The organism is Rhodoplanes sp., from assembly GCF_013377085.1.
Classification (GTDB): domain Bacteria; phylum Pseudomonadota; class Alphaproteobacteria; order Rhizobiales; family Xanthobacteraceae; genus Rhodoplanes.
This window is the reverse complement of the sequence record NZ_JACAAX010000011.1, coordinates 16,390-31,333: the sequence shown is the minus strand read 5'-3', so window position 1 is coordinate 31,333 and position 14,944 is coordinate 16,390. Positions and strand designations below refer to the sequence as shown.

Here is a 14,944-nt window from a genome sequence, read left to right as displayed (position 1 = left end):
ACCCGGCCCGAACGGTCGCCGCCTGCGACGGGTGATGGTCCGTCGGCTCACGGTCCGATTGCGCTCGCCAGGATAGCCGATCGCCTGCGGGATTTCACGGCGGCCGCCGCCACCCGGTCGCGAGGGCGTCGTTTGGGACCTCGGTATGAGACGACGCTGCCGCGGCCGGGTGGGGCGGCCGCCCCGCGGATCTGTCGCCGCCAAATGCGGCACGAACGTGCCGCAACGCGCGCATGCCACCAATTTCTACAGCATCTCGAGGGGAACCTTGCGGTGCGGCGGCGCAAAGGCGCGGTCGATCGCGGCGAGGTCGTCGGCGTCGAGCCGGACCGCGAGGGCGCCGCGATTCTCCCGCACATGCGCGAGGTGGCCGGCCCGCGGGATGGCGATGGTGCCGTCGCGGCGGAGCGAGAAGGCGAGCGCGACCTGGGCCGGCGTCGCGGCGTGGCGCTGCGCGATGGCGAGGAGCGTGCGGTTCTTCAGGATGCGGCCCTGCTCGATCGGCGAGTAGGCCATCACGGGCAGCCGGCGGGCTGCGCACCAGGGCAGGAGGTCGAATTCGATGCCGCGGCGAGTCGGATTGTAGAGCACCTGATTCGTCGCGACCGCGTCGCCGCCGGTGAGCGCGACCAGCTCCTTCATGTCGTCGGTGTCGAGATTGCTGACGCCCCACCGGCGGATCTTTCCGGCCGCCTGCAGGGCCGCGAATCCCTCCAGCGTCGCGGCGAACGGCACGCGGCCGCGCCAGTGCAGCAGATAGAGATCGATGCGATCGGTGGCGAGGCGCTTCAGGCTCGCCTCGCAGGCCGCGATGGTGCCGGCGCGCGTCGCGTGAGAGGGCAGCACCTTGTCGACCAGGAACACCTCGTCGCGCCGTCCCGCGATCGCCTCGCCGACGATCTCCTCGGCGCCGCCGTCGGCATACATCTCGGCGGTGTCGATCAGCGTCATGCCGAGATCGAGGCCGAGCCGCAGCGCTGCGACCTCCTGGGCGGCGGGACGCAGGTTCTCGCCCATCCCCCAGGTGCCGAGCCCGAGCACCGGGACGGGTTCGCCGGAGGGAAGGGGCGTGGTGGGGACCGGGGAGGAGGTGGCGGAGGAGGGCACGGCGAGACTCGGGTGTTCAGGAACGGGCCGATTCCTTAGCGCGGTCGCGGCGCCCGTTCCAGACCGGGCGATCGGCGCGGGCCTCGGATGCCGTCGCGGCGGTTGTGTTCGCCCGCCGTCGGCGGCAAGACAGGGCGACCCGGAAAGGCAGCGCCATGGACCGCCGAAAACTTGCTCACACCGATCTCACCGTCTCGCGGCTGTGCTTCGGCACCATGACGTTCGGCAAGCCGGTCGACCAGGCGACCGCCGACCGGATGGTGGCGCGCTGCCTGGAGGAGGGGATCGACTTCTTCGACACCGCCAACGCCTATCAGCTCGGCGGCGCCGAGACGATGCTCGGCAATGCGTTGCGCGACAGGCGGAAGGACGTGGTGCTGGCGACCAAGGTCCAGCACAAGATGGGCGAGGGGGCGGACGAGTCCGGCCTGTCGAAGCGCGCGATCCTGCGCCAGGTCGAGGAGAGCCTGAAGCGGCTGCAGACCGACTGGATCGACCTCTACTACCTGCACCAGCCGGATCCCTCCGTGCCGATCGAGGAGAGCCTCGAGGCGATGGACACGCTGGTGCGCACCGGCAAGGTGCGCTTCGTCGCCACCTCGAACTACGCCGCCTGGCAGGTCTGCGAGATGTTCTGGATCTCGGAAAGGAACGGTTGGCGTCCGCCCGCCGTCTCGCAGCCGATGTACAGCCTGGTAGCGCGCGGCATCGAGTCGGAGTACCTGCCGATGGCGAAGCGGCTCGGGGTCTCGACCTTCGTCTACAATCCGCTCGCCGGCGGACTGTTGACCGGCAAGCACGACGCCAAGTCCGTCACGGCGGGCGGCCGCTTCGATCCCGCCTTCTGGGGCAAGTCGCTCTATGCGGACCGCTACTGGCATCCGCGCACGTTCGAGGCCGTCGAGAGCCTGAAGGCGATTGCCGCGGCGGCGGGCCGCTCGCTGATCAGCCTGGCCTTCAACTGGGTGTTGCACCACACCGCGGCCGACGGCCTGGTGCTGGGCGCGTCCCGGCTGGAGCAGCTCGAGCAGAATCTCGCCACCTGCCGCGAGGGCCCGCTGTCGGCCGAGACGGTCGCGGCTTGCGACGCCGTGTGGGAGGAGTTCCGTGGGCCGGTGCCGGTGTACAACCGGTGAGGCGGCCCGCAATCGGGCGAGCTCCTCGGCTTCGTTCCGATCGGCTCGATTTGCCCAATCGGCTCGACCGCAGCGCGAGCTCACATCTCCTTGCAGGTCGTGACGACCGGGGCGCCACGGCGCATTGCGAACCGCGATGGCTCGATGATGCGCCATGGCCCAGCGGAACCTGCCCCTAGTCCCTAGTCGGCCTTCGCGCCGGTCTCGCGGACGATCCGGGTCCAGCGCTCGCCCTCGACCTTCATGTAGTCGGCAAAGTCTTTCGCGGTGCCGCCGAGCACGATCGAGCCCTGGCCCTCGAGGCGCTTGCGCACGTCCCGGTCGTTCAGCACGCGGCCGATCGCGGCCGTCAGCTTGTCGGTGATCTCGCTCGGCGTGCCCTTCGGCACCATCAGGCCCTGCCAGGCGCCCATGTCCATGGTGGAGAGGCCGGTCGCCTCGCGCAGCGTCGGTACGTTCGGCACCAATGGGAGGCGTTGGTCGTGTGCGACCGCGAGCGGACGGAATCCGCCGCTGTCGATGTGCGGAAACGCCTCGTTGATCGGCAGGAACATGAACTGCACGGATCCGCCGAGCAGATCGGAGACTGCGCCTGCGCTGCCTTTGTAAGGCACGTGCGCGGCCTGTACGCCGGTCTCCTTGAGGAACAAGGCGCCACCGAGATGCAGGATCGCGCCGGCCCCGGACGACCCATAGTTCACTTCGCCCCGCTTCTCCTTGCTCCAGGCGGCGAGATCGGCGACCGTCTTGGCCGGGACGGCCGGATTGACGACCAGCACCAGCGGGATCGTCGCGGTCAGCGAGATCGGGACGAAATCCGTGTAGGGGTCGAATCCCGGCTTGCTGTAGAGCGCGGGGGCCAGGACCGCGGCCGAGGTGGCGTAGAAGATCGTGTAGCCGTCGGGCGCCGAGCGCTTCACCTCGACGGCACCGAGGTTTCCGCCGGCGCCGCCCTTGTTCTCGATGATGATGGTGCCGCCCAGCTCCTTGGCGAGCTGCTGGGCGACGACGCGGGCATTGATGTCGGCGGAGCCGCCGGCCGCGAAGGCGACGATCATCCGGATCGGCCGCGATGGATAGGGATCGGCGGCGAACGCGGACGGCGCCGCCAGCAGCAGACCGGCGCACAAGGCGGCGAAGAATCGGATGGGAGTGAACATCGCTTCTGTTTCCTCCGTTGTGCTGTTCGACGGATCAGACCAGACCGAGGCGCGTCAGCGTGTCGGTGAGGCCGAGCAACTCGGCTGTTGACGCGCCTTGGGCGATCGCCTGGCGCATTTGGTCTTCCTTGTGCTCGCGGGCGAGGCTGCTCGCGATCGCGGATGCGACCTCGGCTTGCGGCACGACCACCAGCCCGTCGCGGTCGCCGACGACGATGTCGCCCGGATTGATCACGACGCCGCCGATGTCGACCGGAACGTCGAGCTTGCCGGCCTGAACCTTGGTCGTGCTCTTGATCGAGAGACCGCGGCAGAACACCGGGAATCCCAGCCCGATGATGGTTCCGGCGTCCCGCACGCAGCCGTTGATCACGAGGCCGGCGACGCCTGCTTTCATGGCCTGCACGGTCAGCACGTCGCCCCACGGGCCGGCCTCCATGAAGCCCTTGGCGTCGACCACCAGCACGTCGCCCGGCTTCGCCTTGAGCAGCGCATAGTGGAGCATCAGGTTGTCGGCCGGGCGGGTGTCGACCGTGAGGGCCGGTCCGGCCAGGCGCGAAGCCGGGTCGATCGGCTTCAGGCTGTTGTCGAGCGCCCCCTTGGCGCCCTGTGCCTCGTACACGGTCGCGGCGCCGAGATCGCGCAGCTGAACGATCTGCTCGGGAGATGCCATCGGGTCGTCCTCGGGCTCGGGTTGAAGCGGGATCAGGTGTGGTCGGGACCGGACAGAAGCCAGCCGAGCGCGGCCTCGACGGTCGGCTCGACGGTCTGCAGCGGGTGGCGGTCGAGGCGGTCGACCGTGCTCTGGAAGCGCTCGGCGACGCCGGTCAGCACGAGCGAGGGCAGGCCCTGCGCGGCGAGCTCGGCCGCGGCGTCCCGCACCTCGTGCAGTCGGCGCCTGGCGTGCACCACATGGGTGCGCACCAGCATGTCGAGGAAGTTCCGCAGCGGCGTCTCGTCGATGTCGCGGAGTTGCTCGTAGAGCTGCGTCCGCACGCCCTGCTGCTCGGCGCTGGTCAGAAGCTCGACCGCGAGCGCCTCCATGCCCTTGGTGAACACGCTGCGCAGAATCTTCAGCGAAATGGCGTCGCCCGCGACGCCCCCCTCGATCACCTGGACGCGGCCGCCGGCCTTGCCGAGCAGCGCCTGCAGCTCGGCGGCGCCGTCGCCGGAGGCGAGCAGCGGCGTGCGCACGCGGTTGAGCGAGATGGCCCCCATGATGGCGGTGTCGACGTAGCGCACGTGGCGCGCGGCGGCCTCCCTGGCGGCGCGCCGCTTGGTGTCCGGCGCGGCGGTGGTCAAGTCGGCGATGGTGGCGCCGGACGGCAGGTTCGGCAGCAGGGTCTCGACCACCGGCAGAGCCTGGGCACCGGTGACGCAGGACAGGATCCATTCGGCCGAGGCGAGCCAGACGCCCGGCTGGGTGTGGATCGGCCGCCCGCAGGCCGCGGCCAGTTCCTCGGCCGCCGCCGACGGCCGCGCCTCGCACAGGCTCAGCTCGTGCCCGGCCGCGTGCAGCGGCGCGGCGTAACAGCGCCCGACTTCCCCGAGTCCGATGATGGCGATGTGCATTTGGGGCTCTCCAATTTTTTTGAAAAATACAATAAAAATACATTTCACGCAATTGGTGTGGTGATTCCACGTATGTGGACGGAATAAAAGTACAAAAACAGTACAGTTCGAGCCTCGCGCCAGCGCCGCCGCCCCTTGGTGCCGGAGTGGGTTCGACATAAGTTCGGGGGCGCACGGCTGCGCAGCAGCGGCGCGGCAGGAACGGGGCGAGATGGGACGCGGACAGGACAGGGCCTACGAGACATTGCGGCAGCGTCTCGTCGGCGGGCACTACCAGCCCGGTACGCAACTGCGCGAGGAGCCGCTGGCGCGCGAGTTCGGGCTCAGCCGCACGCCGGTGCGCGCCGCCCTCAAGCGGCTGGTCGAGGACGGGCTCGCCACCGCCGATGCCGGCCAGGGCATCCATGTCGCCGAGTGGAGCGAGCACGACATCGAGGAGACGTTCCAGCTTCGCATGCTGCTCGAGCCCCATGCGGCGAGGCTCGCCGCCGAGCGCGGCGGCGACGCTTTGCTCGAGAGCCTACGCGCCAGCAACCGGCAGATCGCATCCGCGCTCGCCAAGGGCGGGGCCGACGCGATCGTGAAAATCCAGGAGGCGAACCGCACCTTCCATCACGTTCTGCTCGACCATGCGCGCTCGCCGCGCCTGCGCGCGATTCTCGACACGATGATCGACATGCCGGTGATCATCCGCGCCTTCTACCTGTTCACGCGTGACGAGCTGGAGCAGAGCCTGCACCATCACCAGGACCTCACGATCGCGGTCGAGGCGCGCGACGGCGAGCTCGCCCGGCAGGTCATGCAGCTCCACCTGCGCATGTCCTACCGGCGCTTCATGCAGCACCGGAGCGAATGGCGCCGAACGACATGAGGTATCGGAGGGCTCGACGAGACGTCGGCTTCCCTCCTCGGGGCGGGAGTGGTGCGGCCTCGTCGGTGAAGGCGCTGTGTCCCACCGGTCGGCGGCCGTCGCTCGATGTAGGGCGATTCTCCGGACGGCTTTGCGGCCGTCGAGAGCCTGAAGGCGATCGCCGCGGCGGCGGGCCGCTCGCTGATCGGCCTGGCCTTCAACTGGGTTTTACACCACACCGCGGCCGACGGCTTGGTGCTGGGCGCGTCCCGGCTGGAGCAGCTCGAGCAGAATCTCGCCAACTGCCGCGAGGGCCCGCTTTCGGCCGAGACGGTTGCGGCTTGCGACGCCGTGTGGGAGGAGTTCCGTGGGCCGGTGCCGGTGTACAACCGTTGAGGCGGCCTCCTTCGGCGCGCCTGACGCGAGGGCGGTGTCCGTGCTGCGTCGCCGCCGAGACGGACGTCGGGCCGGCTCAATAGGTCCCGAAGTCCAGCGCGAGCTCGTGTCCGATCCAGTCGATGAAGCGCCGCAGCGGCCGGCGCGTCCGGGCGATGCGCGGGAACACCAGATGGTGGTCGACCAGCCGGATGTCGGTCGCGCGCTCCAGCAGTGGTGCGACCAGGCGCCCGTCGGCGAGCTCGCGCTCGGCGAGCCGGGTCGAATCGAGCGCCACCCCGATCCCGTCCACGGCGGCGCCGATCGCCAGGAAGCTGCGATCGAAGCGGGTGCCGCGGAAGGGCGGCGGCGTCAGTCCGTTGCCCGCGAACCACCGTGACCAGCGAACGGTCCGGTTGTAGCCGTCGATCAGCAGGTGACCGAGGAGGTCGGCCGGCGCGTGGATGGCCGCGGCGAGCGCCGGCGTGCAGAGTGGCGTGATGATCTCCTCGCCGAGCGGCAGGACGATCAGGCCCTCCTGGCGGGGAGCCCCGTAGACGATGTCGGCGTCGAACTCGTCGCTCTGGAACTGCAGGTAGTCCGTGCCGGCGGCGAGCTGGATCTCGATGCCGGGACAGTCCGCCAGAAAGCGGGACAGGCGCGGCGCCAGCCACTGCGCCGCGAAGCTCGGCGCGCAATGCAGGCGCAGAAGCCCGGGCGCATGGGTCGACACCGCCTCCATGCCGCGGCGCAGCTCCTCGAAGCCGCGGCCGATATGCAGCATCAGCGCATCGCCTTCCGGGGTGAGCCGGACGGCGCGTCCGGCCCGTTCGAACAGGGTCGCCCCCAGCGACTGCTCGAGCTTGCGGATGGCGTGGCTGACGGCGCTCGGCGTCAGCAGCAGCTCCGCGGCCGCCGCCGTGAACGATCCGGTCCGGCCGGCGGCCTCGAAGGCGCGAAGCAGCGTGATCGGGACATGCTGGATCATGGCAATTGTGAATCAGGTTCACAAGTTCATGTAAAGAGTACGTTTGTCAGCCTCCCGCCCCCGGACCATCATCCGATTCAAAAGCCGATCGACAGAGCCCGAAGGCGTCGACGGCGAGATATAAGCGTAGGGAGAACATCATGAAATCCATTCTTCTCGCCGCCGTCGGCGCGCTGGCGCTCGTGCTCGCACCGCACGGCGTGAAGGCTGAGACCAAGGCGCGTCTCGGCCACGTCTTCGCCATGGGGATGCCGGCCGACGACGCGAGCCAGCGTTTCGCCGCGTTGGTCAAGGAGCGGACCAATGGCGAGGTCGTCATCACGGTGTTTCCGAACAATCAGCTCGGCGGCGACGAGGCGCTCGGTCGCGACCTCAGCCGCGGCTCGCTGGAGTTCGGCTTCCTCAATCCCGGCTCGCTGACCGGCCTCGATCCGCTGCTCGACATCCACTACCTGCCTTATATCGCGAGCAGCTTCGATCGGGTCGACCGCATCTTCTACAATCCCGAAGGAATCCTCCAGCGCACCCTCAAGGCGACGATGGAGAAATACGGGATGGTGGCTCTCGCCTTCTTCGAGCTCGAGTTCCGTTCGGTCACCAACTCGAAGCAGGCGGTCCGCACGCCGGACGATCTCAAGGGCCTCAAGATCCGGGTTCCCGGCTCGGCGTCGATCCGCAGCTTCTTCGAGATCGCCGGCGCCCAGACCGTGACGATGCCGATGCCGAACCTGTTCGTCGCCCTCCAGCAGCGCACCGTGGACGGCCAGGACAACGGCGCGAGCATCACCTACAACTCCCGCCTGTTCGAAGCGCAGCGCTTCATGACGCTGACCAACCACGTCTATGCGATGGGCGCCGTCACGGTCAGCGCGCGGTTCTGGAAGACCCTCTCGGACAAGCACCGCGCCATCATCGCCCAGGCGGCCATCGAGGCGGCGGCCGAGGAGGTGCAGAAGAGCCGCGCCGCCAACAAGGACTTCCTCGCCAAGATCGCGGCCGGGGGCGTCGCCGTCACCACCCTGTCGCCGGCCGAGATGGCCGAGTTCGTCAAGGTCGGTCAGGTCGGCTGGGAACGGCTCGCGCCGATCTACGGGGCGGAGCGCATCGAGGCGCTCAAACGGGAAATCGCCGCGTCGATCGGACACTGACATGGTCATGAGCTCGGACCAACCGAGTGCGGCGGGCTTGATCATGTCGGATCCGGAGACCCACGACCCCGGGCGGCGGACGGTGCTCGGTGTCCTCATGCGGATCGAGCTGCTGCTCGGCCGTGCGGAGAGCCTGGTCGCGTCAACCGCGTTGGGGGTGGCGGTATTGGCGATCGGCACCTCGGTGGTCGTCCGGGCGTTCGCGTTGCCGCTGCCCGACACCGGCGAGTGGGCGATCGTCGCGATGTCGCCGCTGACCTTCGTCGGGGCGGCGCTGTGCAGCCATCTGCACCGCCACCTCACCGCCGACATCGTCGAGGCGCTGCCGCCGGGCCGGCTGCTGCGCTTCCTCGAAGGCATCGCGGCCGCGCTGTTCGTGGTGTTCGGGCTGTATTTCGTCGCCCTCGCCGCCGACCTGTTCAGCTACGCAGTGAACTCGGGCGAGCGCCTGATCGACCTCGGCACGCCCATCGCCATTCCGGTCGGCTTCATGCTGGCCGGGGCGGTGCTGATGACCATCCACGCGGTTCTCGACGTGATCCGGGCCTGCACGGGTCATGCGCCGGGCGGTATCGACCCATGGCACTGACCCTCACGTTCGGCCTGATGGCCCTGTTCCTGCTGGTCGGCGCGCCCCTGGCCGTCGCCTTCGGCCTCGTGATCTTCCTCCAGATGAGCACCTACGGCCTGTCCATCGTGGGTCTGAGCAACATCCCCTACGAGGAGATCTCCAGCTATCCGCTGATCGCCATCCCGCTGTTCATGTTCACGGGCGATCTGATGAACCGCAGCGGCATGGCGGCCGAGCTGATCAAGCTCTCCGACCTGATGCTCCACCGCGTGAAAGGTGCGTTCGGCTACATCGCCATCGTCTCGTCCGCCATGATGGGTGCGATCACGGGCTCGTCGGTGGCGACGGTGGCGACCGTCGGCGGCATCGTCAGTCCGGAGATGGCGCGCCGCGGCTATCCACGCGGCTACATCGCCGCGATGGTGGCCTCGGTCGGACTGCTCGGCGTGCTGGTGCCGCCGTCGATCCCGCTGATCCTCTATGGCGCGACCGTCGGCGTGTCGATCTCCCAACTGTTCACCGCGACCCTGCTGCCGGCGCTGTTGATGGCGGCCCTGTTCCTCGCCGTCCATATCGTCCTGTCGCGGCGGTTCCTCGAAGGCGGGCGGGAGATCAAGGGCGAGTCGTTGAACCTCGTGACGGAGAAGCCGACCCGCATCGTTCTCAAGGCGACCTCCGCGCTGCTGCTGCCGGTGCTGATCCTCGGCGGCATCTACGGGGGCATCATGACGCCGACCGAGGCGGCGGCGATCGGCTGCATCTATGCGGTCAGCGCGGCACTGGTGCGCCGCATGCTCGACCGCACGAAGCTGCTGCAGTCGGTGCGCCACGCCGTCGTCACCGGCTCCGGCATCCTGGTCATCATCGCCATGACAGGCGTGTTCAACCGCGCCATGGTGCTCAACCAGGTGCCGCAGGACATCGCGATCTGGGTCGCCACCTACATCGACAACCCGATCATGTTCCTGCTGGTCGTCAACGTCGTCCTGCTGCTCGTCGGCACCTTCATGGAGACCAACGCCTCCATTCTGCTGATGGGGCCGCTGCTCGCGCCGGCCGCGGCGAAGTTCGGCATCGATCCGGTGCATTTCGGCATCATCACGGCCGTCAATCTCGAGATCGGCCTGCTGACCCCGCCGATGGCCGCCAACCTCTACGTCGCCGCGCGCGCCGCCGAGGTCCGGCTGCCGCAGATGATGTACTACCTCGCCTTCTTCTTCACGGCCGCCCTGGTCGGGCAGGCGCTGATCACCTACGTCCCCTTCCTCACGCTCTGGTACCGCTAGGTTTCGAGATGACCAAGACGAACAAGAAGCAGACCGTGGATCTCCGGGTCCTGCCTGAATTCTCGCGCGCCGCCGTGGTGCGGCGGTTCGGCGAGCCGTTGAAGATCGAATGCGTTCCGGTGCCGTCGGGTCCGGAGCCGGGGGCGCTGATCGTGCGCACCACCGCCTGCTCGATCTGCGGCACCGACGTGCATCTGGCGCGCGGCAATCTCGCCCTCAAGGTCGACCTGCCGGTGATCCTCGGCCACGAGATGGTCGGCAAGATCGTCGCCATCGGAGCGGGCGCCGAGCGCGACAGCGTCGGCCAGCCGCTGTCGATCGGCGACCGCATCCTGTGGACCCACACGGCGTGCGGGTCTTGCTACTGGTGCACGGTCGCGCGCCAGCCGACGCTGTGCGAGAACCGCCGCGCCTACATGTACGAGAACATCGAGAAGCCGCCTTATCTGCTCGGCGGCTTCTCGGAATACGGCTATGTCCTGCCGCAGTCGGGGCGCGTGCGGGTGCCCGACAATGTCGAGGACGCCGTCGCCAGCCTGTGCAGTTGCGCGTTCCGCTCGGTGATGAACGCCTTCGATAATCTCGGTCCGATCGACCCCTCCGAGCATGTCGCCATCCAGGGCGCCGGCCCGCTCGGGATCCTGGCGTCCGCGGTGGCGCGGGTCGAGGGCGCCCGGACCGTCAGCGTGATCGGCGCGCCCCATGCGAGGCTCGAGCTCGCCAAAGAGTTCGGCGCGACCCACACGTTCACGATCGAGGGCACGACCCACGACGAGCGCGCCGCGGCGCTGCGCGTCCTCACCAGCGGGCGCGGCCCCGACATCGTGATGGAGTTCACCGGCTTTCCGGGCGCCTTCAACGAGGGCATCGATCTGGTGCGCAAGGGCGGCCGCTACCTCACGGTGGGCCAGCTCGGCACCGGCACGACCACGTTCAGCCCGTCGACCATCGTCAAGAAGAACATTCGCGTGCTCGGCTCCTTCTCGGGTGACGTGAAGTCGTACTGGAAAGCGCTGCAGTTCGCCTCGACCCACGGGGATCACATCCCGTTCGGCAGGATGATCTCGGGGCGCTACACCCTCGACGAGGTCAACACCGCGCTCGCGCGCATGCAGCGGCTCGAGGAGATCAAGCCGCTGATCGTGATGAGCTGACGACTGCACCGGCGGTCGCGGCCTCCGGAGCGCCTGCGACCGATCCTCGACGTCAATAACAGACCACATGACCGACCGGCCTGCGGCGCCGGGAGCGGAGGAGGCGGAGCCATGGACCGCGTGTTGCTCAGACGATCGCTGCTGTACGTCCCCGGCAGCTCGCCCAAGATGATCGCCAGGGCGTTCGACGTGCCGGCCGACGGCATCATCTTCGATCTCGAGGACGCGGTCGCGCCGCCCGAGAAGGAGTGCGCGCGAGCGGCCGTGGCGACTGCCCTGGACGCACCGCGCGACGGCCGCAAGGAAATCCTGGTTCGGGTGAATGCCGTGACGTCGCCGCTCGGGCTGCGCGACCTCCTGGCCGTCGTGCCGAAGCGGCCCGACACCATCGTGGTGCCCAAGGCCGACGCGGTGTCGATCCTGGCCGCCGACGTGGTGATCGGCGCGCTCGAGCAGGAGCTCGGCCTTCCGCCGGGCACCATCGGCCTCGTGCCGCTGATGGAGACGGCGGCCTCGATCGTCGACGCCGCCGCCATCGTCGCGGCGGCGTCGCGCGTCACCGGCCTGCAGTTCGGCGCCGAGGACCTGACCAAGGAGCTCGGCATCGCCCGCACGACGGTCGGCGACGAGCTGCATCATGCCCGCAGCACGTTGGTCTTCGCCGGGCGGGCGCGGGGCATCTCGATCATCGACACGCCGTTCGTGCATCACGCCGACCCGGCCGCGCTGGTGGCCGAGACCGAGCGCGTCAAGGGGCTCGGCATGACCGGCAAGACCTGCATCCACCCGAACCAGGTCGCCGCCGTGAATGCGGTGTTCACGCCGACCGACGACGAGGTGGCGCAGGCGCGCCGCGTCGTCGCGGCCTTCGCCGAGGCGACGGCGGCCGGCAAGGGCGCCTGCTCGCTCGACGGCAAGATGATCGATCCACCCGTCGCGGAACGGGCCCGCAAGCTCCTGGACAAGGCCGACCGGATCGCCGGCGGTCGCGCGCCCGCGACAAACTAAGCTCGACAGAAGAAGGTACCACGATGGAACAGGCAAGAGACTACATCGCCGGATTGATCGCGCGGGCCCGCAAGGCCCAGGCCGTCGCCGAGCGCTGGACCCAGGACGAGGCCCGCCGCGTCGCGGCCGCGATCGGCTGGCTCGCGGTCCAGCGTGCCGAGGCGTGGGGGCAGGCGAGCTTCGACGAGATCAAGATGGGCGACGTGCCGAGCAAGGTCGCCCGCACGATCGCCCGCGCCAAGGGCCTGATGCGCGACCTCAACGAGGCCAAGACGGTCGGCATCGTCGATGTCGACGAGGCCAAGCAGCTCATGAAGATCGCCAAGCCGGTCGGCGTCATCGGCGGCATCGTGCCGACCACGGTGCCGGAGGGCGTCGTCTTCATCAAGGCGATGAACGCGCTGATCTGCCGCAACGCCATCGTGCTGGCGCCGCATCCGCGCGCCGACAAGATCACCAATCTGGTCGCCGGCGACATCCGCCGGCTGCTCCGGACCATGGGACTGCCCGAGGATCTGGTGATCTGCATCGAGAAGCCGACTCTCGACAAGACCGACGAGCTGATGCGCCAGTGCGACCTCATCATCGCCACCGGCGGCGCCGGCCTGGTCAAGGCCGCCTATTCGTCGGGCACGCCGGCCTACGGGGTCGGGGCCGGCAACGTGGTGACGGTGATAGACGAGACGGCGGACATCAAGGATGTCGCCCACAAGATCATGGAGAGCCAGATCAACGATCAGGCGAGCGGCTGCTCGACCGAGAACGCGGCCGTCATCCAGGCGAGCATCTACGACGCCACCGTGAAGGCGATGATCGCCGAGGGAGCGTATCTGTGCACGCCGGCCGACAAGGCCAAGCTGCAGGCGACGCTGTGGAAGGACGGCCATCTCAACGGCGACGTGATCGTGCGGCCGGCGGCCTTCATCGCCCGGAAGGCCGGCATCGACATGCCGGCGGACCGCACCTGGATCCTGGTCGAGGAGACCGGCTTCGGGTCCGACTTCCCGTTCTCCGGCGAGAAGCTCTCGGTCGTCGTCACGCTCTACAAGTATGATCGCTTCGAGGACGCGATCGCGCTGGTCAACGGCATCCAGGCCTATTCGGGCGCCGGCCATTCGTGCGGCATCCACTCCTTCGACGAGGACCACATCCTCAAGTTTGCGATGGAGACCAAGACCAGCCGGGTCGCGGTCCGCATGCCGCAGAACAAGTCCAACGCCGGCAACTGGAACAACGGCATGCCGTTCACCATCACGCTCGGTTGCGGCACCTGGGGCAAGAACATCACGTCCGAGAACATCACCTGGAAGCACCATCTCAACACCACCTGGGTGGCGCGCGAGATCAAGAACTACAAGGTGCCGACCGACGAGGAGCTGTTCGGCGACGTGATCAAGGAGAGGAAGCTCTTCGAGGGCTATTGATCCGCTGGTCTGCCGGGCGACCGGCCGCGTGCGGGCCCGTCGCCGGCGGTCCGGGGCCGAGGGCGGGCAAAGCCTGTGCGGCGTGCTATCGTGCGCCGCGATGAACAGCATGCAGCACACTTTGGCGACGGACGCCGTGCGCTTCTCCGTTGCACCCATGATGGATTGGACCGACCGGCATTGCCGGGCGTTCCATCGCTGTCTCACGCGAAAAGCGCGGCTTTATACAGAGATGGTGACGACCGGCGCGGTGCTGCGCGGCGACCGCGTGCGCCTGCTGCGCTTCGATCCCTGCGAGCATCCGGTCGCCGTGCAACTCGGCGGCAGCGATCCGGCGGCGCTCGCGCAGGCGGCCCGCATCTGCGCCGAGATGGGCTACGACGAGATCAACCTCAATGTCGGCTGCCCGTCCGACCGAGTGCAGGAGGGCCGCTTCGGCGCCTGCCTGATGGCGGAGCCGGCGCTGGTAGGCGACTGCGTCGCCGCCATGAAGGCGGCCGTCGCCGTGCCCGTCACGGTCAAGTGCCGCATCGGCATCGACGACCAGGACCCGGAACAGGCGCTCGACATCCTCGCCGACACCGTGGTCGCGGCCGGCGCCGACGCCCTGATCGTGCACGCCCGCAAGGCGTGGCTGCAGGGTCTGTCGCCGCGGGAAAACCGCGACGTGCCGCCGCTCGACTACGGCCGCGTCCACCGGCTCAAGGCGCGGCTGCCGCACGTGCCGGTGGCGATCAATGGCGGCTTCGCCTCGATCGAGGCGGCGGCCGACCAGCTCGCCCATGTCGACGGCGTGATGATGGGGCGTGCCGCCTATCAGGAGCCGTGGCGCCTGCTCGCAGTCGATCCGCTGCTGTTCGGCGAGGCGGCGCCCGCCGGCTCGGCCCGCGAGGCGGTAGAGCGATTCATTCCTTACATGGCGTGCGAGCTCGCCGCCGGTGAGCGGCTCTATGCCATGGTGCGCCATATGCTCGGCCTGTTCCAGGGCGTGCCGGGGGCGCGCGCCTATCGGCGTCATCTCGCCACCGAAGCCGTCAGGCCGGGCGCCGGGATCGATGTGCTCACGACGGCGCTCGACCTGGTCCGCACGGCCCCGTCGCGCGCCGACGCGGCATGACGGCCGCTCCCGCCTGACCGCCAACCCCTGTCGATGCATGCGGAATTG

General features: G+C 68.8%; 14 protein-coding genes and 1 pseudogene. 10 read left to right on the top strand and 5 right to left on the bottom strand.

Translation table 11 applies throughout. The features are described from left to right. Positions 1 to 246: 246 nt before the first annotated feature. Positions 247 to 1,107 (bottom strand): aldo/keto reductase, encoded by an 861-nt coding sequence (locus HXX10_RS10260; RefSeq protein ID WP_296522086.1) that lies wholly within the window; start codon positions 1,105 to 1,107, stop codon positions 247 to 249. A 155-nt stretch (positions 1,108 to 1,262) separates the two neighbouring features. On the opposite strand from HXX10_RS10260, the gene HXX10_RS10255 reads away from it, so the two are divergent. Then, positions 1,263 to 2,243 (top strand): aldo/keto reductase, encoded by a 981-nt coding sequence (locus tag HXX10_RS10255; RefSeq protein WP_296522085.1) that lies wholly within the window; start codon positions 1,263 to 1,265, stop codon positions 2,241 to 2,243. 182 nt (positions 2,244 to 2,425) lie between these two features. Here the strand turns inward: HXX10_RS10255 and HXX10_RS10250 are convergent, their stop codons facing one another. The 3 genes from HXX10_RS10250 to HXX10_RS10240 are packed head-to-tail and all read right to left on the bottom strand — an operon-like array spanning position 2,426 to position 4,975. After that, positions 2,426 to 3,403, bottom strand: a complete 978-nt coding sequence (locus HXX10_RS10250) for a tripartite tricarboxylate transporter substrate binding protein (RefSeq protein WP_296522084.1) — start codon at positions 3,401 to 3,403, stop codon at positions 2,426 to 2,428. A 34-nt stretch (positions 3,404 to 3,437) separates the two neighbouring features. After that, positions 3,438 to 4,076 (bottom strand): RraA family protein, encoded by a 639-nt coding sequence (locus HXX10_RS10245; RefSeq protein ID WP_296522083.1) that lies wholly within the window; start codon positions 4,074 to 4,076, stop codon positions 3,438 to 3,440. A gap of 32 nt (positions 4,077 to 4,108) precedes the next feature. Continuing rightward, complete coding sequence (locus tag HXX10_RS10240; RefSeq protein ID WP_296522082.1) at positions 4,109 to 4,975, bottom strand: NAD(P)-binding domain-containing protein; 867 nt, start codon at positions 4,973 to 4,975, stop codon at positions 4,109 to 4,111. Positions 4,976 to 5,186: 211 nt separating this feature from the next. Here HXX10_RS10240 and HXX10_RS10235 point away from each other — a divergent pair, with 211 nt between their 5' ends. After that, positions 5,187 to 5,846: a GntR family transcriptional regulator gene (locus tag HXX10_RS10235; protein WP_296522081.1), complete on the top strand. Its 660-nt coding sequence runs from the start codon at positions 5,187 to 5,189 to the stop codon at positions 5,844 to 5,846. 141 nt (positions 5,847 to 5,987) lie between these two features. Next, a pseudogene (locus HXX10_RS10230) lies at positions 5,988 to 6,221 on the top strand (aldo/keto reductase); the annotation flags it as partial. A gap of 76 nt (positions 6,222 to 6,297) precedes the next feature. Here HXX10_RS10230 and HXX10_RS10225 read toward each other — a convergent pair. Beyond that, entirely contained in the window at positions 6,298 to 7,188 is an 891-nt protein-coding gene (locus HXX10_RS10225) for a LysR substrate-binding domain-containing protein (RefSeq protein WP_296522080.1), read from the bottom strand. Between the two features lie 140 nt (positions 7,189 to 7,328). Here HXX10_RS10225 and HXX10_RS10220 point away from each other — a divergent pair, with 140 nt between their 5' ends. The 7 genes from HXX10_RS10220 (at position 7,329) to dusA (ending at position 14,896) form a co-directional block, all read left to right on the top strand. Beyond that, positions 7,329 to 8,336, top strand: coding sequence for a TRAP transporter substrate-binding protein (locus HXX10_RS10220; RefSeq protein WP_296522079.1), 1,008 nt, complete (start codon positions 7,329 to 7,331; stop codon positions 8,334 to 8,336). Between the two features lie 7 nt (positions 8,337 to 8,343). Continuing rightward, positions 8,344 to 8,925 carry a TRAP transporter small permease gene (locus HXX10_RS10215; RefSeq protein WP_296522078.1) on the top strand — a complete coding sequence of 194 codons (582 nt, stop codon included), beginning with the start codon at positions 8,344 to 8,346 and terminating at the stop codon, positions 8,923 to 8,925. After that, positions 8,916 to 10,193 (top strand): TRAP transporter large permease, encoded by a 1,278-nt coding sequence (locus HXX10_RS10210; protein ID WP_296522077.1) that lies wholly within the window; start codon positions 8,916 to 8,918, stop codon positions 10,191 to 10,193. Before HXX10_RS10215 ends, HXX10_RS10210 begins: the two co-directional genes overlap by 10 nt. Positions 10,194 to 10,201: 8 nt before the next feature. Further along, entirely contained in the window at positions 10,202 to 11,347 is a 1,146-nt protein-coding gene (locus HXX10_RS10205; RefSeq protein WP_296522076.1) for a zinc-binding dehydrogenase, read from the top strand. A gap of 111 nt (positions 11,348 to 11,458) precedes the next feature. After that, positions 11,459 to 12,355: a CoA ester lyase gene (locus tag HXX10_RS10200; RefSeq protein WP_296522075.1), complete on the top strand. Its 897-nt coding sequence runs from the start codon at positions 11,459 to 11,461 to the stop codon at positions 12,353 to 12,355. Between the two features lie 23 nt (positions 12,356 to 12,378). After that, a complete protein-coding gene (locus HXX10_RS10195) occupies positions 12,379 to 13,779 on the top strand; it encodes an aldehyde dehydrogenase family protein (protein WP_296522074.1) in 1,401 nt (466 codons plus the stop codon). Between the two features lie 109 nt (positions 13,780 to 13,888). Continuing rightward, complete coding sequence (gene dusA / locus HXX10_RS10190) at positions 13,889 to 14,896, top strand: tRNA dihydrouridine(20/20a) synthase DusA (RefSeq protein ID WP_296522073.1); 1,008 nt, start codon at positions 13,889 to 13,891, stop codon at positions 14,894 to 14,896. Positions 14,897 to 14,944: the final 48 nt, after the last annotated feature.